The organism is Pseudomonas sp. IC_126 (assembly GCF_004331835.1).
Taxonomy (GTDB): domain Bacteria; phylum Pseudomonadota; class Gammaproteobacteria; order Pseudomonadales; family Pseudomonadaceae; genus Stutzerimonas.
This window is the reverse complement of sequence record NZ_SJSS01000002.1, coordinates 54,975-74,805: the sequence shown is the minus strand read 5'-3', so window position 1 is coordinate 74,805 and position 19,831 is coordinate 54,975. Positions and strand designations below refer to the sequence as shown.

Here is a 19,831-nt window from a genome sequence, read left to right as displayed (position 1 = left end):
CTAGTCCTCGCTGGGGAAGGCGATGCCAGGATCGGCGGATCGCAGATAGAGACTGAGCTGGGCGCCGCCTTCGGAATGGTTGGCCATCTTCAGCTCGCCATCCAGGGCTCGGGTCAGGGTATCGCAGATGGCCAGCCCCAGCCCCAGGCCCTGGGCGCTTGTCTTGGTGGTGAAAAAGGGTTCTCGGGCGCGTTCCAGAGCCGCGGCGGTAAACCCCGGACCGTTGTCCCGCAGGGTCAGCAGCACGCCATCATCCGTGCGTTCGGCGCGCAGCCAGATGCGCCGCACCGGGGGTCGCTCGTTGAGCGCGTCGAGGGCGTTGGCCAGCAGATTGGACAGAATCTGCCGCAGCCGTGTCTCGCCCGCCTGAACCCAGAGGGTTGCGTCGGGCATGTCGCGGATCAGTTCGACGCCCATCGCCTGGCGACGTTTGGCCAGTAGTGCCAGGGCATCGTCCAGTGCCGGTTGCAGGGCAACCCGTTCCGGCGCATGGCGGTCGCGCCGGGCGAAGGCACGCAGGTGAGCGATGATCGAGGCCATCCGCGCGGTGAGCTCGCTGATCAGCCTGAGATTGTCGCGAGCCTCCTCGTTGCGCTGATGATCGAGCAGCACACCGGCGTTGTCGGCATAGCTGCGGATGGCGCCCAGCGGCTGGTTGAGTTCATGGCTGATGCTGGCCGACATGGTGCCCAGCGCCGACAGTTTGCCGGCCTGCAGCAGCTCGTCCTGAGCACGGACCAGTTCCTGCTGGGCCTGCTCGCGTTCGAGCACTTCCTGCTTGAGCCGGCTGTTGAGCGCTTCCAGATCCCGCGTCCGCTCCTGCACGCGCTGTTCGAGCTGCTGCCGGGCCTTGGCATCCAGGGCGATGCGTTCCAGCAAGTGGCGCCGCCGCTGCATCCACAGGCCGAGCAGCAGTAGCAGCGCGGCGAGGGTTGCGCCACCGATGGCGACCACGGTGCGCACCGGGCGCTCAACCAGGTTGATGGGTGCCAGGATGCGGACCGTCCAGCCGGTTTCCTTCAGCTCGCGGCTCTGGATCAGCCAGCGTTCGATGTCCAGCGTCAGGTTCTGTGGCGTGATCGTGGGGTAGGGCTGGTCGAAGGCGATCTGCTCGCGCTCTTCGGCATCCAGGGCGCGGCTGGCGCGAAACCGCCAGTCAGGCCGAGAGGTAAGGATGACCACGCCGAAATTGTCGGTGACCAGCAATTGCTCGGGCGTATTGCCCCAGAGCGTTTCGGTGTGGTCCAGATCGACCTTGACCACCAGCACACCAATAATTCCCTCGCTGTCGCGCACCGGCGCCCCGAAATAGTAGCCGCGCTTGCCGGAGGTGTTGCCCAGGCCGTAGAAGCGCCCAAGGTGGCCGTCCATGGCCTGGCGGAAATACGGACGGAAGGCGAAGTTGCGGCCGATGAAGCTGTCTTCGGCATTCCAATTCGAGGTCGCCAGGGTCTGGCCGTTGGTGTCCATCAGGTAGATGACGTCGGCGCCGGTCTGCTGGCGCAGCCGGTTCAGCAGACGATTGGCCCGGTCGATCAGGGCCGGGCTCTGGCCGTCGCGCAGCAGGCTGCGCAGGTCCGGCAGGTCGCCCAGAATGCGCGGCAGGACTTCGTAGCGGCGCAGGGTACCGAGCAGGTTGGCGACGTAGAGATCCAGCGTCTGGCGGTTCTGCTCGATCAGCTCGTTGCGGTAGTAGCGCTCGGTCAGCTGCTGCAATGGCCAGAGCAATGGCGCGAGCAGCAGCGCTAGCAACGCCAGGTTGCGCCAGCGTGGGCGGCGAGTAGAAAGGGATGGGGTCATGCGTACGTGCCTGTTGTCCGGGCGACATTATGCACGTTCAGACCTTGCGCGTTAGGGACGTGCCCGTTTGGGACATGCGCGTCAGGGACTCGAACAGCACCGCAGGGCCGTCGCTTGGTTTCGATCCGGAATCAGACGTTCTGCGCAGCGACGGCGTCTTGTCCGGTCTGCGCGTTGCGCGGGCTGTTCAGGCACTGATGCAAGGCGTCCTCCCAGTCTGGCAATTCGATGTTCCAGTCGCGCTGCAAGCGTGAGCAGTTGAGGCGCGAATTGAGCGGGCGCTGAGCGGCGGTGGGGTAGTCGCTGGACAGGATGGGTTCGAGGCTGGCGCGCAGGCGGCCCTGCTGGCTCAGGTGTTCGGCGATGCTGCAGGCGAAGCCGTACCAGGAAGTCTCGCCGTTGGCGGTCAGGTGATAGAGCCCGCTGGGGCCGCCGCTGCCGTTGCGCCATTTGCGCACCAGCTCGGCGGTGACCGTGGCGAGGGTACCGGCCCAGGTCGGCGCACCGATTTCATCGTCGACGACCGACAGCGAATCGCGCTCCTGCAGCAGGCGCTGCATGGTCAGTAAGAAGTTGTGACCGTGCGATGAGTAGACCCAGCTGGTGCGCAGAATCAGGTGCTTGCCGCCGACCGCCTGAACCGCCTGTTCACCGGCCAGCTTGCTCTCGCCGTACACGCTCAGAGGGGCCGGCTGATCCTCCTCCCGATACGGCTCGGATTTGCGACCGTCGAAGACGTAATCGGTGGAGTAGTGAATCAGCGGCACGCCAAGAGCGGCCGCTTCCTCGGCTAGTATGCCGGGGCCGACGGCGTTCACCGCGAAGGCCTGATCGCGATCAGCCTGCGCCGAGTCTACGGCGGTATAGGCAGCCGCGTTGATGATCAGGTCGGGACGCAGCAGGCGAACCTGCCGGCGAATCTCCGCCGGTTTGGCCAGGTCCAGTACGTTGTGGCCCAGGGCGAGTACCTTTCCCTCACCGGCGAGCGCCAGTTGCAGCTCCCGAGACAGTTGCCCCCTGCTACCGGTGATGAGAATTTTCATGCGAACAGCTCCGCCTCGCTGAGTACCTTGCCGTCAATATCCTTCTGTGACAGCTGAGGCGGCTCGCTGAATGGCCAGTCGATGCCGATCTGCGGATCGTTCCAGAGCAACGAGCGCTCATGGGCCGGCGCGTAGTAGTCGGTGGTCTTGTAGAGGAATTCGGCGCTCTCGCTGAGCACCACGAAGCCGTGCGCGAAGCCCTCCGGAATCCACAGCTGACGCTGATTCTGTGCGCTCAGGTGGGTACCGACCCAGCGGCCGAAACTGGGCGAACTGCGCCGCAGGTCCACCGCCACGTCGAACACTTCGCCGGCCACGACCCGCACCAGCTTCCCCTGGGGCTGCTGGATTTGATAGTGCAGGCCACGCAGCACGCCGCGCTGGGACTTGGAATGGTTGTCCTGGACGAAGGTGCGCTTGAGTCCCGTCGCGGCTTCGAATGCCGCGGCGTTGAAGCTCTCGTAGAAGAAGCCGCGTTCGTCACCGAAGACCTTGGGCTCGATGATCAGCACGTCGGGAATGTCGGTTTCGATGATCTTCATGCGGTTTCACCCGCCAGCTTGAACAGGTATTGGCCATAGCCGGTCTTGCCCAGCGCATCGGCGCGCTGCAGCAGCTGCTCGCGGTCGATCCACTTGTGCTGGTAGGCAATCTCTTCCAGGCAGGCGACCTTCAGGCCCTGGCGGTGCTCGATGGTCTGCACGTACTGCGAGGCTTCCAGCAGGCTGTCGTGGGTGCCGGTGTCGAGCCAGGCGAAGCCGCGACCGAAGCGCTCGACATTCAGGTCGCCGCGCTTGAGGTAGGCGTTGTTGACGTCGGTGATTTCCAGCTCGCCGCGTGGCGACGGCTTGATCGATTTGGCGATCTCGATCACGTCGTTGTCGTAGAAGTACAGGCCGGTCACCGCGTAGCTCGACTTCGGTTTCGCCGGCTTCTCTTCGATCGACAGGGCTTTGCCGTTCTCGTCGAAATCGATCACGCCGAAGCGCTCGGGGTCCTTGACCCAGTAGCCGAACACCGTGGCGCCTTTCTGCTGCGCCGAGGCGCGCTGTAGCTTCTCGGTGAAGTGCTGACCGTGGAAGATGTTGTCGCCGAGGATCAGGCACACCGAGTCGTCGCCGATGAATTCTTCACCGATCAGGAAGGCCTGGGCCAGACCGTCCGGCGAGGGTTGCTCGGCGTAGCTGAAATTGACGCCGAACTGGCTGCCATCGCCCAGCAAATTCTTGTACTGCGGCAGATCCTGCGGCGTGGAAATCAGCAGGATGTCGCGGATCCCGGCCAGCATCAGCACCGAGATCGGGTAGTAGGCCATCGGCTTGTCGTAGATCGGCAGTAGCTGCTTGGATACGCCCAGGGTGATGGGGTGCAGACGGGTGCCGGAGCCTCCGGCGAGGATGATTCCTTTCATGCGTTCTCCAGCGCGCCAAGGCGCTCACGTTGATAGCTGCCGTCCTGAACGCGACGGCACCATTCCAGATTGTTCAGGTACCACTCGACCGTCTTGCGCAGACCGGTCTCGAAGGTTTCCCGCGGGACCCAACCCAGCTCGCGCTCGATCTTGCTGGCGTCGATGGCGTAGCGCAGATCGTGGCCGGGACGGTCCTTGACGAAGGTGATCAGGTCCTCATAACGCGCCAAACCTTCCGGCTTCTGCGGCGCCAGTTCTTCGAGCAGGGCGCAGATGCCACACACCACGTCGATGTTCTTCTGCTCGTTGTGACCGCCGATGTTATAGGTCTCGCCGACCTGGCCTTCGCTGACCACCTTGAACAGCGCGCGGGCGTGATCTTCCACGAACAGCCAGTCACGCACCTGGGCGCCATCGCCATAGACCGGCAGCGACTTGCCATCCAGCGCGTTGAGGATTACCAGCGGGATCAGCTTCTCGGGGAAATGGTACGGCCCGTAATTGTTCGAGCAATTGGTGATCAGCACCGGCAGGCCGTAGGTGCGCTGCCAGGCGCGGACTAGGTGATCCGACGAGGCCTTGCTGGCCGAATAGGGCGAGCTGGGCGCGTAGGGCGTGGTTTCGGTGAAAAGGTCGTCGACGCCGTGCAGGTCGCCGTACACCTCATCGGTTGAAATGTGATGGAAGCGGAAGGCCTGGCGGCGGCCTTCGGGCAGCGTCTGCCAGTAGGCGCGGGCGGCTTCCAGCAACTGATATGTGCCGACGATGTTGGTCTGGATGAATTCGGCCGGGCCGTCGATGGAGCGATCGACATGGGATTCGGCGGCCAGATGCATGATGGCGTCTGGCTGGAATTCCAGCAGCGCTTCGGCCACGCGCTCGCGATCGGCGATGTCGGCTTGCAGGAATTGATAACGATCGCTGCCCTGCACCTCTGCCAGCGACTCCAGATTGCCGGCATACGTCAGCTTGTCCAGGTTGAGGACGCTGTGCGGGGTGTCGTGGATGAGGTGACGGATCAGTGCAGAGCCGATGAATCCGGCTCCGCCGGTTACGAGAATGCGCATGATGATTGGCTTCCTTGGCGCGCTACAGAGCAACAGGCTCTTGGCATGTCGGCAGGATAGACCTGCTGAAAATACAAAAATTCCCAGCCACGGTCTGGAGATGTGAGGCGGTGGTGTAAGTCTGAGGCCGGCGTCTTCGGCAGGCAACGATGTCGGCACGTTACGCGGCGGAGCGACCAAGATGGCGACTAGGGGTGCGTATATTGCGCTAGGGCTCGCCTGGCTCGTTCAACGCGCGTGGCGATGCAAAGGAAGGTCGGAGACATTAGTGGCAAAGAGCACGCCCGGCTTCGGGCGTGCCGTTCGCCGAGACGGCCCGAAGACGGAGTCTGACGCCGTTCGGGCTCGCTCATAAGAGGAGCGTCTTAGAGAATGAAGCGACCGACCTTGTCGTTCAGCTCGCTGGCATGCCCTTGCAGCAGGTGCGCCTGCCGTTCGCCTTCCACCGAGTTGGTGGCCAGGGTGTCGCCCAGCGACTTGATGGTCACCACGTTGCGGGTGATCTCCTCGGTGACGGCGGACTGCTCCTCGGCTGCGGCGGCGATCTGCATGGACATATCGGAAATCTGCTGCGCCGCCTGGGTGATTTCCTCCAGCGCGGCGGACGCCTGCTGAGCGTCGTTCACGCTGCGTTCGGCCAGCGCGCGGCTGCTGTCCATCTTGTCCACAGCGCTCTGGGTGATGCGCTGGAAGGTGGCGATGGTCGCCTGGATTTCCTGCGTCGAGGCATGCGTGCGCTGCGACAGCACCCGCACCTCGTCGGCCACCACGGCGAATCCACGGCCCTGTTCGCCGGCGCGCGCGGCTTCGATCGCGGCGTTCAGCGCCAGCAGGTTGGTCTGCTCGGCGATGCCCTGAATGCTGGCCAGCACGCCGGAGATCGACTGCGAGTGCTGGCTCAGCTCGGCAATCACACCGGTAGCCTGCGCGACCTCATCGGCCAGGCCAGTGATCGAGCGCTGGGTATTGCGCACCAACTCCAGCCCCTGCTGGCTGTTATGCGTCGATTGCTGCGCCGACTGCGCGGTGCGCTCGGCATTGCCGGCGATTTCCTGGGTGGCCGAGGCCATCTCGGTCACCGCTGTGGCAACCAGCGCCAGCTCCTGCTGCAAGCGCCCAAGTTCGGCGACCGACAGGCTGCTGCGCTGCAGCACGTCACCGGACTCGCTACCAATGTCTTCAGCGTGACGGCGAATGTGACCGACCAGCGTATGCAGGCTGCCGACGAACTGGTTGAAATGCCGAGCAAGGCTGCCCAACTCGTCGTTGCTCGCTTCGGGGATGCGCTGGGTCAGATCGCCGTTGCCGTCGGCGATTACCTGCAGGCCCGCGGAGACCACGCCGAGCGGCCGCAGCAGCCAGCTGCACAGCAGGCCGATGGCGGTCAGCGAGATAATCAGTATCACGCCGAAGGCGGCGAGGCCCGTCCACAGCTGGCGATACAGCGGCGCCGCTAGCACGGCGTCGTCCAACACCATGACCAGCACCTGATCGGCATGGCCGACCGGCGCGGCGTACAGGCGCTTGCCGTCGCCGTCGAGCAGATGCCGCGTGCCACTGTGGGCAACCAGGCCGGCGAGCGTCGCCTGATCCAGCGCCGGATAGAGGGCCGTGACCTTCTTGTCCAGGTAGGCGCTGTCCGGGTGGCCAAGCACGGTGCCCTGCTTGTCGATGAAGAACGCCAGGCCGTCGCCCGCAGTTCGATCTGTTTCAGCTGATCGAGAATCTCGCCCATACCGACGTCGGCACCCACGACACCGAGCGCCTGCCCGTTGTGCTGCAGGGTACGCCCCAGCGAAAGCACGAACTGGCCGGTCGCCGCCGCCACGCTGGGGGTGGAAATGTAAACCTCGCTCGGCGTCAGCAGCGCTTGCTGATACCACTTCCAGCGGCGCGGATCGTTGTTGTCCGCCGGCAGGCTGACCTGGTCGGCGTTGATCTGGCTGCCGTCGGCACGAGCGAAGAACACGTTCTCGAATCCGCCGGCGACCTTCGCCTGCACCAGCGCACCCTGCAGACCCGACGTTTCGTCGACCGGTACGGACAGCAGCGCCGCTTCCTTGCTCTGCAGCCAGTAGCGCACGCTGGCGCTGAAGGTCTTGCTGGCGATGGCGACTTGCTCGGCGATATGGCTCTCCAGACTCTTGCGGCTCTCGATGAAGTTCAGCGACAACTGGCTGGTGCCGGCGAGCAGCACTGCGGCGCAGGTGGAGAGCACGATTTTCTTTCGCAGTGACAGCGACATGGAACACCTTCAAAAGCTGATACGGCCCCGATTGAAAAGAGGCACTGACCGGCTGTTATCGTCGGGCCGCGTGCGAGCTGTAGCTGGTGTGATGAACGGTAGGGATGGGTCATGCTCGGAGCACAAACCGCCGTTACAAGCAGGGTAGCGGAGGCGCCTCAGCCTTGCGGCAGCTGCCGTGCGTGGGAAAGGGTCCATTCGAGCACCTTGCGGCTCAGCGTGTCGCTGGCCTGGCCGAACGCCTCGACCACGCTTTCCACGCTGGGGTCGGCGCTGGGCTGGCGGACTTCGAAGCGTCGACTGGATAGGGTGTGCTGATCGTGCAGGTTCACCAGGCGCGCATCGAGACGGATCACTATCTGCGGCTCGCCGTCGATGTATTCGGTTTGAAAAGCGCGCAGATCGCTGTGCAGGCCAAGATCGGCGTAGAGGTTCACTTCTTCATTGCTCACCGAAGGCATGCGCCCGTCGCGCTGGAAGGCTTCAATCAGACGGTCGCGCAGCAGCATCGGCGCCGCATCGCTCCAGCGAGCGCCCCGATAGCCGCTGATCTGGTTGCCTTGCGGCACCACGGCGATCCTTGAGCTGGAAAGGATGCGGCTGGCCTGCGGCGTATTGATGCGCAACGCGTGCTGCAGCTCCGGCTCGCGGGGCTGTTGAGAAGTCGTCGCGGTTGGCAGCAGGAAGATCCGCAGGATTTCGGACTCAGGCAGGATCGAACACGCCGCGAGCGCCATGATCAGTCCGGACAGGGCGAGGCGGAGCGAGGTTTGGCGAAGGTGGCGAAGGCTCATGGGGTGAACTCCTGCAGTTTGTCGCGGCCGAGCAGGAAGCCACTCGGGTTGTCTTCCAGGCGCTGGGTCACCCGGCGCAACGCACCGAGCGTGCTGCGCAGCTCGTTGATCGCCGGGCCGAGGTCGTTGAAACCCTGCATGCCGTTGTTCAACGCGCCCTCATTTTCTTCGAGCAGCGTATCCAGGCGGGAGGTGGTGCGATCCAGCGCGCTCATCGACCGCTCGGCACTGTCCAGCACGCTGCGGCCCTGATCGTCGAGCAGGCCGTTGGCGTTGCGCGCCAGGCTCGACAGTTCGCCCATGACGGTATTGGCTTGCTGGCTCAGTTGATTGAATTGCTGCAGCGTCTGGGCCAGGTCACCGCGCTGTTCGGACAGCACGCTGGTCGCCTGTTCCAGGTGCTCCAGCGTGCGGCTGAGACGGTCGGTATTTTCTTCGGAAAAGATCTTGTTGGCGCTGAGCAGCAGATTGTTGATGTTGCTCATCAGGTCTTCGCCGTTTTCCAGCAGCGCGCTGAGTGGCGACGGGTCGGCGATGATCAGTGGCGGCTCAGCCCGGCTGCCTTCAAGGCGCGGGCTGTCCGGCTTGCCGCCGTGCAACTGGATGATCATGCTGCCGGTGATGTTGGCCAGTGCCAGCCGCGCCTGAGTGTCGGTCTTGATCGGTGTGCCACCGTAGACGCGAATGCGCGCGCGGACTTTGCGCGGGTCTTCGGGGTCGAGCCACAGGTCGGTGACATCGCCGACCTTGATGCCGCTGTATTCCACCGAGCTACCGCTGGACAGCCCACTGACCGCCTGGCTGAAGCCGATATCGTAATAGCTATATTCGCGGTCCATGCTGGACTTGCCCAGCCACAGCGCGAAGAGCAGCGCGCAGCCGACCGCGACCACGGTGAATAATCCGATCAGAACATGATGGGCACGGGTTTCCATTTAGGGCGTCTCCAACTTTTGCGCGGCATCCTGCGCGGCGCGGCCACGTGGGCCGTGGAAATAATCGCGAATCCAGTCGTCGTCGGAGGCAGCGACCGCTTCCAGGGTATCGACCGCCAGCACCCGCTTCTGCGCCAGCACCGCGACGCGGTCGCAGATGGTGTAGAGCGTATCCAGATCGTGGGTGACCAGAAACACGCTGAAACCCAGCGCATCGCGCAGGGTCAGGATCAACTGGTCGAAGGCCGCTGCGCCGATGGGATCGAGGCCGGCGGTGGGCTCGTCGAGAAACAGTACTTCCGGATCGAGCGCCAGGGCGCGGGCCAGTGCGGCGCGCTTGACCATGCCGCCGGACAGCTCGTCGGGATACTTGCAGGCGGCGTCGGGCGGCAGCCCGGCCAGCGCCAGCTTCTGCCGCGCCAGATGCTCGGCATCGGCGCGCTTGAGCCCGGCGTGTTCGATCAGCGGCAGCGCGACGTTTTCCTGCAGGTTAAGCGAGGTGAACAGGGCGCCGCGCTGAAACAGCACGCCGAAGCGCCGCTCGATCTCCGAGCGGCGCTCCGTCGAGAGCTTCAGCAGGTTCTCGCCGAACACCTTGACGCTGCCGGCGTTGGGCTGGCGCAGGCCGACGATGCTGCGCAGCAGCACCGACTTGCCGGTGCCGGAGCCGCCGACCACGCCGAGGATTTCGCCGCGACGGATATCCAGGTCGAGATTGACGTGCACCGCCTGGCTGCCGAAGCGGTTGACCAGGCCCCGGACCTGGATGACGGGTTCTTCCGATCTCACCAGCCCATCCCCATGAAAAACAGTGCGGCGATGGCGTCGAGCAGGATCACCATGAAGATCGACTGCACCACGCTGGAGGTGGTGTGTTCGCCCACCGACTGCGCGCTACCGCTGGCCTTGAAGCCTTCCAGGCAGCCGATCACCGCGATCAGGAAGGCGAATACAGGTGCCTTGCCCAGGCCGACCAGAAAGTGGTTGATGGAAATGTCTCGCTGCAGAATGGTAAAGAACATCGCCGGCGAGATATCCAGCGCCAGCGAACAGACCACCAGCCCGCCGACGATGCCGCTGAGCATGCCGATGAAGGTTAGAATCGGCAGGGTGATCAGCATTGCCAGGACCCGCGGCAGCACTAGCAGCTCGACGGGACTCAGGCCGATGGCGCGGATGGCGTCGATTTCCTCGTTGGCCTTCATCGCGCCGATCTGCGCGGCGAAGGCGCTGGCGGTGCGCCCGGCGAGCAGGATCGCGGCGAGCAGCACGCCGAATTCGCGCAGGAAGGAAAAGGCCACCAGATTGACCGTGTAGATGGTCGCGCCGAAATCGGCCAATACCGTGGCGCCGAGGAAAGCCACCACCGCGCCGACCAGAAAGGTCAGCAGGGCGACGATGGGAACGGCGTCCAGGCCGGTCTGCTCGATATGCGCGACCAGCGCGGTGATTCGCCAGCGCCGCGGGTTGAGGATGACGGTGAACAGCGTCTGCAGCGTCAGGCCGATGAAACCGAGCAGGGTGCGCTGTTGGTTCCAGACGCCGGCAACGCTGCGCCCGATATGCGCCAGGACGTCGGCGAGGCCGTTGGGTTCAGGCTCCTGCTTGGCTCGCGGCTGATCCAGCGCGGCGGCGACGGTCTGCAACAGCGCCTGGCGTTCCGGTGGCAGTTGCGGCGCCCATTCCGGCAGGCTGGCGATGCGCGCCGTGCCGAGCAGCTCGACCAGCAGCCCGGCGCCGGCGGTGTCCAGCTCGCCGATGGCGTCGAGCTCGATGCAATCGGCGTCACTGCCCTGACGGCGTGCCTGTTCGACCTCACGCCGCAGCGCCGCGTAATGCTGCAGCGTCCAATCGCCTCCGATCGCCAGCGTGTCGCTGTTCGGGTGACGCTGCAAACTGCCGGGCGTAGACGTCGGTTGAGTCAATATTCTTATCCGTATGCGATGGCGTCGGAGCGAGTGCTCAGGCGCCGCGGCTTTTGACGATCCTAACAGTTGGGACTCTGCCAGCGCGGTTCGGTTTAATTTGGCGGCACAGCCGAATGAATGGGCGGTGCACACGACCGCCGAGCAATTTGTTGCAGGCGGACGCGAACTATCGACCGCAATCAGCCTCCATAGCGTGCGAGCCGGATTGCCATACCCGGTACGCATCGCGTCACGTGACTTATGCGTTGGTCGTGACGCCTTCCTTCTGCCCGTTCGGGTCCTGCTCACCTTTACCCCGACCACTGCGAGAGTTTTCGTTTGTCTATCAATTGCTTGCGTGCGTTGCCATTCATCGTGGTCCTGGGCGTCATCCTGTTCAGCGGGCTGCGGCCCGAGCCGGTGCCACAGGTGTTCGACCAACAGGACAAGCTGCACCATATGCTGGGCTTCGCGGCACTGACCTTCACCCTGCGCCTGGCCTTCCCGCAATGGCGGGTGGTCTGGACCGTTCTGGCCAGCCTTGGCGCGGCCTTGCTGATCGAGGCCGGTCAGAGCTTTCTACCCAATCGCCAGGCATCGCCGGGCGACATGCTGGCCAATGCGGCGGGCGTGCTGCTGGGCTGGGGTTGCTCGCATCTGGCGTATCTCTGGTATCTGCGGCGTATCGGCGTCACCACCGATCCCGAAGCGCCCGAGGCGGCGGAGCGTGTCGAGACTGCCGCGCGGCCCTGAGCCAACTTTTCCGTTTGGTCGTGGGTCACACGCAATAGACTTTCGACGAGCCGGACCATGTGGCCCCAGCCGACCAACGACAACCCGCCTATGCGGCCCTGGCGACGCGGCTTCGCTCTGTTGCCCGTGGCGCTGTTGATCGCCTGTGACGGTCAGCAGTCGACCCTGAACCCCGCCGGCACCGGTGCCGAACGCATCGCCGAACTCTTCTGGTGGATGTGCGGCGGCGGCCTGCTGATCTGGGCGCTAGTGATGGGCATCGCCTACTACGCCACCCGGGCGCACCCCGAGGCACATGGCATTCGCAGCGCGCGCTGGCTGATCCTGGGTGGCGGGATCGTGTTTCCCGTCGTGGTGCTCACTGTGCTGCTGATCTACGGGTTGATGCTGATGCAGCCGCTACGCTCGACCGCCGGTGTCGACCTGCAGGTGGATGTCTCGGGCGAACAGTGGTGGTGGCGGGTGCGCTACGAAACCGAGGCCGGCGACAAGGTGGAGCTGGCCAACGAGATTCGTCTGCCGGTCGGCCAGCGGGTAGCCTTCAGCCTGACCAGCCCGGACGTGATTCACTCGTTCTGGATTCCCTCGCTCGGCGGCAAGGTCGACATGATTCCCGGCCGCACCACCCAATTGGTGCTCGAACCGACGCGCACCGGCACCTTTCGCGGTGCTTGCGCTGAATATTGCGGCACCGCTCACGCGCTGATGAATTTCCCCGTCGTGGTGATGGAGCCGGCGGCGTTTGACGCTTGGCTCGCCGGGCAGGCCGAGCCCGCGCAGGCACCGCAAACCGCTTTGCAGCGGCAAGGCCAGCAGGCGTTTCTCGCCAACGGCTGCGGCGCCTGTCACCGCGTGCGTGGCACCGAGGCTGATGGCGCGCTCGGCCCCGATCTGACCCACGTCGGCAGTCGCCTAAGCCTCGGTGCCGGGACCTTGCCGGCAGATGTCGACGCCTTCCAGCGCTGGATCGGCCACACCGGCGAGATCAAGCCGGACGTGCGCATGCCCGCCTTCGGCATGCTGCCTGAAGAGCAGCTGAACGCCATGGCGCATTACCTGAGCGGATTGAAATGAGCGAGCCGATGGACGCGCACGACCAAGCCCGTGCCAAGGCGCAGGCCGAACGCCTGGCCGCCGCCTGGAAGACGCCCACCGGCTGGCGCTACTGGTCAGCGGTAAACAACACCGAGGTCGGACTCTGGTACACCGGCGTGTCCTTTCTGTTCTTCCTCTTTGCCGGCGTGCTGGCGATGCTGATTCGCGCCCAGCTGGCAGTGCCGGACAACGATCTACTGTCCGCCGAAACCTACAACCAGGTCTTCACCCTGCACGGCTCGGTAATGATGTTCCTGTTCGGCGTGCCGATCTTCGAGGCGTTTTCGATCCTTATCCTGCCGCAGATGCTGGGCGCGCGGGACCTGCCGTTTCCGCGACTGTCGGCCTACGGTTTCTGGTGTTTCATCATTGGCGGCGTGTTCGTCTGCGGCTCGATCTTCTTTGGCGTCGCGCCCCAGGGCGGCTGGTTCATGTATCCGCCGCTGACCACCAGCTATCAGGAAGGACTCGGCGCGGATATCTGGCTACTCGGGTTGTCATTCATCGAGGTGGCGTCGATCGCGGCGGCCGTAGAACTGATCGTCGGCGTGCTGAAGACGCGGCCGCCCGGCATGCGCATCAACCTGATCCCGCTGTATTGCTGGTATATCCTGGTGGTGGCGGGAATGATCCTGTTCGCCTTCCCGCCGCTAATCGCTGGTGACCTACTGTTCGAACTGGAGCGCGCCTTCGACTGGCCATTCTTCGACCACACCCGCGGCGGCGATCCGCTGCTGTGGCAGCACCTGTTCTGGATTTTCGGCCATCCGGAGGTTTACATCATCTTCCTGCCCGCTGTGGCGCTGGTGGCGACCATCGTGCCCACCGCCTCGCAGCGGCCCATCGTCGGCTACAGCTTTATCGTGCTGGCGGCGGTGGGCACCGGCTTCATCAGCTTCGGACTGTGGGTGCACCACATGTTCACCACCGGCATGCCGGGCATCTCGCTGGCGTTCTTCTCGGCGGCGTCCGAGGCGGTGGCGATCCCGACCGGCGTGCAGATCTTCTGCTTTCTCGCCACGGCGCTGGCCGGGCGCTTCGTCAAATCGGTGCCCATGCTGTTCGTCGCCGGCGCGTTGGCGATCTTCGTGCTCGGCGGCCTGACCGGGGTGATGGTGGCGCTGGCGCCGTTCGACTTCCAGGCGCACGACACCTACTTCATCGTCGCGCACCTGCACTATGTGCTGATCGGCGGGATGCTGTTCCCGGTGATCGCCGGGCTGTACTACTTCTTCCCGCTGGCTATGAGCAAAACGCTCTCGGACAAGCTTGGGCGGATCGCCTTTTGGCTGATGTTCATCGGCTTCAACATTGGCTTCTTGCCGATGCACTTCACCGGCCTGCTGGGCATGCCGCGACGGGTCTACACCTACGCCCCAGACATGGGCTTCGACGTGCTCAACATGGTCTCCACGGTTGGCGCCTTCATCCTCGCCGCTGGCGTCGCGGTGCTGGTCTGGGACGTGCTGCGGCCCAAGGGTAAGCAGCCCTACAGCCAGCGCAACCCGTGGAATGCCGGCACCCTCGAATGGCTGGCGGAAATGCCCGGCAAGTCCTGGGGCGTGCGCTCAATTCCGATCATCAAGGGCCGTTATCCGCTGTGGGACCAGCCGAACCTGATGCGCGACGTCGATGCCGGGCGCTTCTATCTGCCCGATGCTGGGGAAGGCAAGCGCGAGACGCTGATCAGCAGCATCATCGACGCCGAGCCGATCCAATGCCTGCGCGTGCCGGGACCGACCTTCCTCGCCTTCTGGTCGGCGGTGTTCACCGGCGGGCTGTTCATCTTCGCGACCTACAGCTGGTATGTCGCGGCGCTGACCAGCGGCTTTCTGGCGCTGGTGACCATCCTCGTCTGGTTGTGGACCGGCACTGCGGTGATTCCGGAAAAACCGCGCAAGGACATCGGCCTCGGCGTGTCGGTGCCGCTCTACGCCTCGGGCGCCAAGTCCGTGGGCTGGTGGGCCATGTTCATCACCATGATCGGCGACATGAGCGCCTTCGCCAGCCTGGTATTCGGCTATTTTTTCTTCTGGACGGTGCACGAAAATTTCCCGCCGGCGGACGCCGCCGGCCCCGGCGTGGTCTGGCCGGTGATCGCGCTGGGGCTTGTTCTTGCGTCCTGGGGGCTGACCCTGCTGGCGCGCCGCTGCAATGGGCGCGATCAGGCGGCGGGGTTCTATCTGGCGCTGGGGCTGGCCGCCTTGCTGACTCTCGCCGGTGCTGGCGCGCTGTTCGCCGGGCCGCATTTCAGTGGGCTCGATCCGACCACAAACGTCTATCCAGCGACCGTCTGGGTGCTGGTGCTCTGGTGCCTGTTGCACCTTGGCGTCGGCCTGATCATGCAGCTCTACGGTCTGGCACGCCGCGCTGCTGGACGGATGACTGCCGAACACGACATCGATATCCACAATGTCGCGCTGTACTGGCATTTCATGGCCATCACCGTTGGCGTGACCGTTGCGGTCATCGCCGGATTTCCGGAGGTTGCATGAACGAGCAAGCCGAAGCCCGACCGGAAGAAACATCCGAAGCGCCGCTCGACGAGCGCAGCACGCTCTGGCTGCTGACCTTCGGGCCGACCATCTGGGCCGTGCACTTTCTACTGTGTTATGTCGTCGCTGCAGTCTGGTGCGCCAAGGTCGCGGGGCGTACGGGGCCGTTGGGTGACCTGCGCCTGATTGTCGGTGGGCTGACGCTTTTGGCCCTCATCGGCATTGGCCTGACCGGCTGGCGCGGTTGGCGCATGCACACCTTCGGTCACGCCACGGCGCCCCATGATTTCGATACGCCCGCCGACCGCCATCGCTTCCTTGGCTTTTCGACGCTGCTGCTCAGTGGCCTGAGTTTCGTTGCGACGATATTCGTGGCCCTGAGCGCGGTCTTCATCAGGAGCTGCGAATGATCTGGCGCCCGTTGGCCTTGATGCTCGGCCTGGCCACGCTGGCGGCGGTCTGGCTCGGCCCGCTACCGGCGATGGCGGAGCGGATGTTCGTCGGGCACATGCTCATGCACGTGATGGTGGTGGCCGTCGCGGCGCCGTTGCTGGCGATCGGACTTGCCGGGGGGCGACTGGATATTTCCAGCCGCGTACCTGCGCTGTTCTCGCCAATTCTAGCCTCGGTGATCGAGCTGTTCGTGGTCTGGGCCTGGCACATGCCGGCGCTGCACCACGCGGCACGCACATCGCAGGCCGCGCAGGTGCTGGAGCAGGGCAGCTATCTATTCGTCGGATTGCTGGTGTGGCTCGCGGCCTTCGGCGGCGCCCGGCATCACCGCGCACTGGCCGGCATCGCCGGGTTGTTGCTGACCTCGATGCACATGACGTTGCTCGGCGTGTTGTTGACGATGTCCAGCCGACCGCTGTTCGAGCACAGCGGGCTGTCGAGTTTGACGCCGCTCGAAGACCAGCAAATCGGCGGCGTGATCATGCTGGTCTTTGGCGGCACTTCCTACCTGATCGGCGGGCTGTATCTGCTCTTCGGGTTGCTACAGGACAAGCGCGATGCCGTTTCGGTCAGCTAGGCAAATCATGCAGCGAGCTTCAGCGCCCTTGCGGCGCTGGCTGTGCTGGCTAACGGGTGGGTCCTGGAAACGCGTGGTGGCTGCGGTGGCGCTGATGGCGGCGCTCGCGGGTGTGGGCGGTTTCGTGCTGGTTTCGCTGGGGCTGGTGTCGATCAGCGCCAGTTCCGGGCACTGGAAGGCCACCGGCTGGTTGCTGCACTACGCCATGCGCCGCGCGGTGAGTACTCAGTCGATGGGCATCGAGGTGCCGCCGCTGGACGATCCGGCGCTGGTGCTCAAGGGCGCCGGGCATTACGAAACCGGTTGCGCCACTTGCCATGGCGCACCGGGGCGCGAGCGGTCACTGATCGCGCAGCGGATGACTCCCGCACCGCCGCTACTATCGCCGCGAATCAAGCAATGGGAGCCGCAGGAGCTGTTCTGGATTGTCAAAAACGGCGTCAAATACACCGCCATGCCGGCCTGGCTGACCGCCAACCGGGATGATGAAATCTGGGCGATGGTGGCGTTTCTCCAGGCATTGCCAGACATGTCCGAGCAGCGCTATCGCGAGCTCGCGCTGGGCGATGATTGGGGATCAGCGAACAGCGATCGCCTCGGCCCATCGGAGGAGACGCTGGAGCCGGTATTGGCCAACTGCAGCCGCTGCCACGGTGCGGATGGCGGCGGACGCGGAAAAGGCGCCGTCCCGCGACTGGCCGGACAGAGCGAAGCCTATCTGCTCGGCACGCTGCAGGCTTACGCCCGTGGCACGCGCCACAGCGGCATCATGCAGCCGGTCGCGGCCGGGCTCGAGCCGCCGGTGCTGAATGCGCTTGCCAAGCACTATGCCGCGCTGCCGATGGTTGCTCTCGCAGACGACTCCACCGCGGCGCCTAAAACCCTTGCACACGGAAAGGTGTTGGCCGAACGCGGTATGCCGGAGCGCGGCGTACCGTCCTGCGTCCATTGCCATGGACCGAAACGTTCGCCGCGCAATCCGATGTATCCAGACATCGCCGGCCAGTACGCCCGCTATCTGAAGCAGCAGCTGGACCTGTTCACTGCCGGCACCCGCGGCGGTAGCGAATACGTGCACATCATGCACAGTGCCGCGCAGCGCCTCACGCCTGAGCAGATACAGGCACTGGCGGATTACTATGCGTCGCTGCCGCCGACGGACATGGCGACATTGACTGCCGAGCCGGCCGCCACACTACAACCGCAGAGGTAATCGATGTTCGATAAGGTCGTGGAAATCGTTTCGGCGTTCGGTTACCTGGGCGTGTTCGCGCTCATGTTGCTGGAGAATATCTTCCCGCCGATTCCGTCCGAACTGATCATGCCGCTGGCGGGCTTCGTGGCGGCGCGCGGCGAACTGAACTTCGCCGGTGTGATCGTTGCCGGCACTGCCGGCTCGGTGGTGGGCGCGCTGCCCTGGTATTACGCCGGCGCCAAGCTCGGCCAGGAACGCGTAAAGCGCCTCGCCAAGCGTTGGGGGCACTGGCTTACGCTGTCGCCTGAGGACGTCGACGCGGCGAGCCGCTGGTTTGATCGCCATGGCAAAAGCGCGGTGTTCTTCGGCCGTCTGGTGCCGGCGGTGCGCACCCTCATTTCGGTGCCGGCCGGGATCGTCGGCATGCCGATGGCGCTGTTTCTGCTCTATTCAACGCTGGGTTCATTGATCTGGACCGCACTGCTGGCACTGGCTGGCTTCGTGCTCGAATCGCAGTACGAGAAGGTTGCCGATTACATCGACCCGGTTTCCACTGGCGTGGTGGTGGCGTTCGTCCTGTTCTACCTGTACCGGCTGATCCGCCAACGCTCTGCCCGGCGTGGCTGAGCGGGACGAGCGGAAGCGAATGCCGCCCGGCCCAACCAAAAGCCTCAACCCGTAGGGTGGGCTTCAGCCCACCGCTTTCCGAACAAACAGGGTTTAACACCGCCAGGGTGTTGTCGCTGGCTCCGATTGTTGGTTGGCTGAAGCCCACCCTACAGGGCACATAGGCCGCAGGTAGGGCTGGCCGAGTGGCGTTCCGCTTTAGCCCACCGGCTGTTCAACTGCTGCTGGATGCTTCGCCAGCCCTACTGCGCTCAGGCTGCGCCGGCGCAGGAGCGGCTGCTGTGCTGGCACTGATCGATAACCGTGAAAACCTCCTGCCACATCTGCTCGGACTGCTGCTTGAGCTGATCGGTGCGGGCCTGAATCAGCGCTTTTATCCGCTCGGCATCGTCAGTCACCAGATCGATCTTGCGTTCGATTTCCGCCTCGTCGGTCGTTACTTCGACCAGGCCTTCGGGGAAGCCATAGTCCTCGAATAGCATCTGGTACTTGTGGCTCCAGCCCGTCGCTAGCGCTGGCACGCCCTGGGACAGAGCGCTGACCAAGCCATGAAAGCGGCTACCGAGGGTGCCGCTGCAGGCACCGAGGATGCCCTTGATTTCCAGCGCACCGCTTTCCTGAACGATCGGGATGCCGCCGACGGCCGCTGACAGCTGTTCGGCCAGCCGCTGGTCATCCTTGCCTTCGTGGACCAGCACGAAGGGCTTGGCGTTCTTTTTCAACAGATAGCGGGTGCAGGTGATCAAAAACGGCAGGTACGCCTCGCGCGTCTTCTGATCGGTCTTGTCGAGCATCCGGCAGTTGGGAACGATGCAGAAACGGTTCTGCTCGACATCGAAGCCTTGGGGCAGCACGCCGCTCACCAGATTGGTGAAGTCCGGCGATTGCTTGATCTTGGCCTGCTCGCCGACCAGTCGGGTCAGGTGTTCGTAGGAGACGCGTTCGCGCGGGAAGATCAGGTCGACGTTTTCCACCATGGACTTCATCGCCGCCTGGTTCTTCTCCGATTCGAACGGACCCAACGCCTGCGGCAGCAGGACCACGCGGGTGCCGTTCTTCTTCCAGCGCCGGGTCGACTGCGCCAGTTCCGCGCAAGGGCTTTCGCCCCATTGATCGCTGTAGGCAAAGCCGGCGGCATCGATGACCACGTCGACTTCCTTGTCCAGCACCACGCCGTACATCTCGCGCAGCGGACGCGGCGCGAAGTTGGCCAGCGTGCCCCACTGGATGCCGTAGCGCCACAGCCACGCCTTGGGATAGAAGCCCAGCTGGACCAGCTTGCGGAACGGCTGCTCGGCCTTCTTCGGCGTGGGCGCCATGACGAAGGTAGCGTCTGGGTACCGGGTCTTCAGCTTATGCAGCGTCGCGTGCAACATCAGCTCTGCGCCTTTATTGACGAAGCCTGCCTTTCGGATCTCGATAATCATCGCTTAC

At 64.4% G+C, this 19,831-nt stretch carries 19 protein-coding genes; 7 read left to right on the top strand and 12 right to left on the bottom strand.

What is annotated here, in order from left to right; translation table 11 throughout:
- From E0D86_RS05800 to E0D86_RS05755, 11 genes are all read right to left on the bottom strand, one after another.
- Positions 1–1,800 carry an ATP-binding protein gene (locus E0D86_RS05800; protein ID WP_131649053.1) on the bottom strand — a complete coding sequence of 600 codons (1,800 nt, stop codon included), beginning with the start codon at positions 1,798–1,800 and terminating at the stop codon, positions 1–3.
- A gap of 131 nt (positions 1,801–1,931) precedes the next feature.
- Positions 1,932–2,843: a dTDP-4-dehydrorhamnose reductase gene (gene rfbD, locus E0D86_RS05795; protein ID WP_131649052.1), complete on the bottom strand. Its 912-nt coding sequence runs from the start codon at positions 2,841–2,843 to the stop codon at positions 1,932–1,934.
- Positions 2,840–3,385, bottom strand: a complete 546-nt coding sequence (gene rfbC, locus E0D86_RS05790; RefSeq protein ID WP_131649051.1) for a dTDP-4-dehydrorhamnose 3,5-epimerase — start codon at positions 3,383–3,385, stop codon at positions 2,840–2,842. Before rfbC ends, rfbD begins: the two co-directional genes overlap by 4 nt.
- Complete coding sequence (rfbA, locus tag E0D86_RS05785) at positions 3,382–4,254, bottom strand: glucose-1-phosphate thymidylyltransferase RfbA (protein ID WP_131649050.1); 873 nt, start codon at positions 4,252–4,254, stop codon at positions 3,382–3,384. Before rfbA ends, rfbC begins: the two co-directional genes overlap by 4 nt.
- Positions 4,251–5,321: a dTDP-glucose 4,6-dehydratase gene (rfbB, locus tag E0D86_RS05780; RefSeq protein WP_131649049.1), complete on the bottom strand. Its 1,071-nt coding sequence runs from the start codon at positions 5,319–5,321 to the stop codon at positions 4,251–4,253. Before rfbB ends, rfbA begins: the two co-directional genes overlap by 4 nt.
- A 365-nt stretch (positions 5,322–5,686) precedes the next feature.
- The gene (locus tag E0D86_RS21560; protein ID WP_256681180.1) at positions 5,687–6,799 is read right to left on the bottom strand and encodes a methyl-accepting chemotaxis protein; all 1,113 of its coding nucleotides are present in this window, start codon (positions 6,797–6,799) and stop codon (positions 5,687–5,689) included.
- Positions 6,775–7,566, bottom strand: a complete 792-nt coding sequence (locus tag E0D86_RS21555; RefSeq protein WP_256681142.1) for a cache domain-containing protein — start codon at positions 7,564–7,566, stop codon at positions 6,775–6,777. Before E0D86_RS21555 ends, E0D86_RS21560 begins: the two co-directional genes overlap by 25 nt.
- Before the next feature lie 158 nt (positions 7,567–7,724).
- Positions 7,725–8,360: an ABC-type transport auxiliary lipoprotein family protein gene (locus E0D86_RS05770; protein ID WP_131649048.1), complete on the bottom strand. Its 636-nt coding sequence runs from the start codon at positions 8,358–8,360 to the stop codon at positions 7,725–7,727.
- Complete coding sequence (locus E0D86_RS05765; protein WP_131649047.1) at positions 8,357–9,295, bottom strand: MlaD family protein; 939 nt, start codon at positions 9,293–9,295, stop codon at positions 8,357–8,359. Before E0D86_RS05765 ends, E0D86_RS05770 begins: the two co-directional genes overlap by 4 nt.
- Positions 9,296–10,084, bottom strand: coding sequence for an ABC transporter ATP-binding protein (locus E0D86_RS05760; RefSeq protein ID WP_131649046.1), 789 nt, complete (start codon positions 10,082–10,084; stop codon positions 9,296–9,298).
- Positions 10,081–11,223, bottom strand: a complete 1,143-nt coding sequence (locus tag E0D86_RS05755; RefSeq protein ID WP_371924055.1) for an MlaE family lipid ABC transporter permease subunit — start codon at positions 11,221–11,223, stop codon at positions 10,081–10,083. The genes E0D86_RS05760 and E0D86_RS05755 overlap by 4 nt, the downstream gene beginning before the upstream one ends.
- A gap of 324 nt (positions 11,224–11,547) precedes the next feature.
- On the opposite strand from E0D86_RS05755, the gene E0D86_RS05750 reads away from it, so the two are divergent.
- The 7 genes from E0D86_RS05750 to E0D86_RS05720 are packed head-to-tail and all read left to right on the top strand — an operon-like array spanning position 11,548 to position 18,397.
- The gene (locus E0D86_RS05750; RefSeq protein WP_131649998.1) at positions 11,548–11,955 is read left to right on the top strand and encodes a VanZ family protein; all 408 of its coding nucleotides are present in this window, start codon (positions 11,548–11,550) and stop codon (positions 11,953–11,955) included.
- Positions 11,956–12,012: 57 nt separating this feature from the next.
- Positions 12,013–13,029: a cytochrome c oxidase subunit II gene (gene coxB / locus E0D86_RS05745; RefSeq protein ID WP_131649044.1), complete on the top strand. Its 1,017-nt coding sequence runs from the start codon at positions 12,013–12,015 to the stop codon at positions 13,027–13,029.
- A gap of 8 nt (positions 13,030–13,037) precedes the next feature.
- Complete coding sequence (gene ctaD, locus E0D86_RS05740) at positions 13,038–15,545, top strand: cytochrome c oxidase subunit I (protein ID WP_256681141.1); 2,508 nt, start codon at positions 13,038–13,040, stop codon at positions 15,543–15,545.
- Positions 15,542–15,955 (top strand): hypothetical protein, encoded by a 414-nt coding sequence (locus tag E0D86_RS05735; protein WP_131649042.1) that lies wholly within the window; start codon positions 15,542–15,544, stop codon positions 15,953–15,955. Before ctaD ends, E0D86_RS05735 begins: the two co-directional genes overlap by 4 nt.
- Positions 15,952–16,575, top strand: coding sequence for a cytochrome c oxidase assembly protein (locus tag E0D86_RS05730; protein ID WP_131649041.1), 624 nt, complete (start codon positions 15,952–15,954; stop codon positions 16,573–16,575). Before E0D86_RS05735 ends, E0D86_RS05730 begins: the two co-directional genes overlap by 4 nt.
- A 7-nt stretch (positions 16,576–16,582) precedes the next feature.
- The gene (locus tag E0D86_RS05725) at positions 16,583–17,788 is read left to right on the top strand and encodes a c-type cytochrome (protein WP_218568010.1); all 1,206 of its coding nucleotides are present in this window, start codon (positions 16,583–16,585) and stop codon (positions 17,786–17,788) included.
- Positions 17,789–17,791: 3 nt separating this feature from the next.
- Entirely contained in the window at positions 17,792–18,397 is a 606-nt protein-coding gene (locus tag E0D86_RS05720) for a DedA family protein (RefSeq protein WP_131649040.1), read from the top strand.
- Between the two features lie 251 nt (positions 18,398–18,648).
- Here the strand turns inward: E0D86_RS05720 and E0D86_RS05715 are convergent, their stop codons facing one another.
- Positions 18,649–19,824 carry a polysaccharide pyruvyl transferase family protein gene (locus tag E0D86_RS05715; RefSeq protein ID WP_131649039.1) on the bottom strand — a complete coding sequence of 392 codons (1,176 nt, stop codon included), beginning with the start codon at positions 19,822–19,824 and terminating at the stop codon, positions 18,649–18,651.
- Positions 19,825–19,831: the final 7 nt, after the last annotated feature.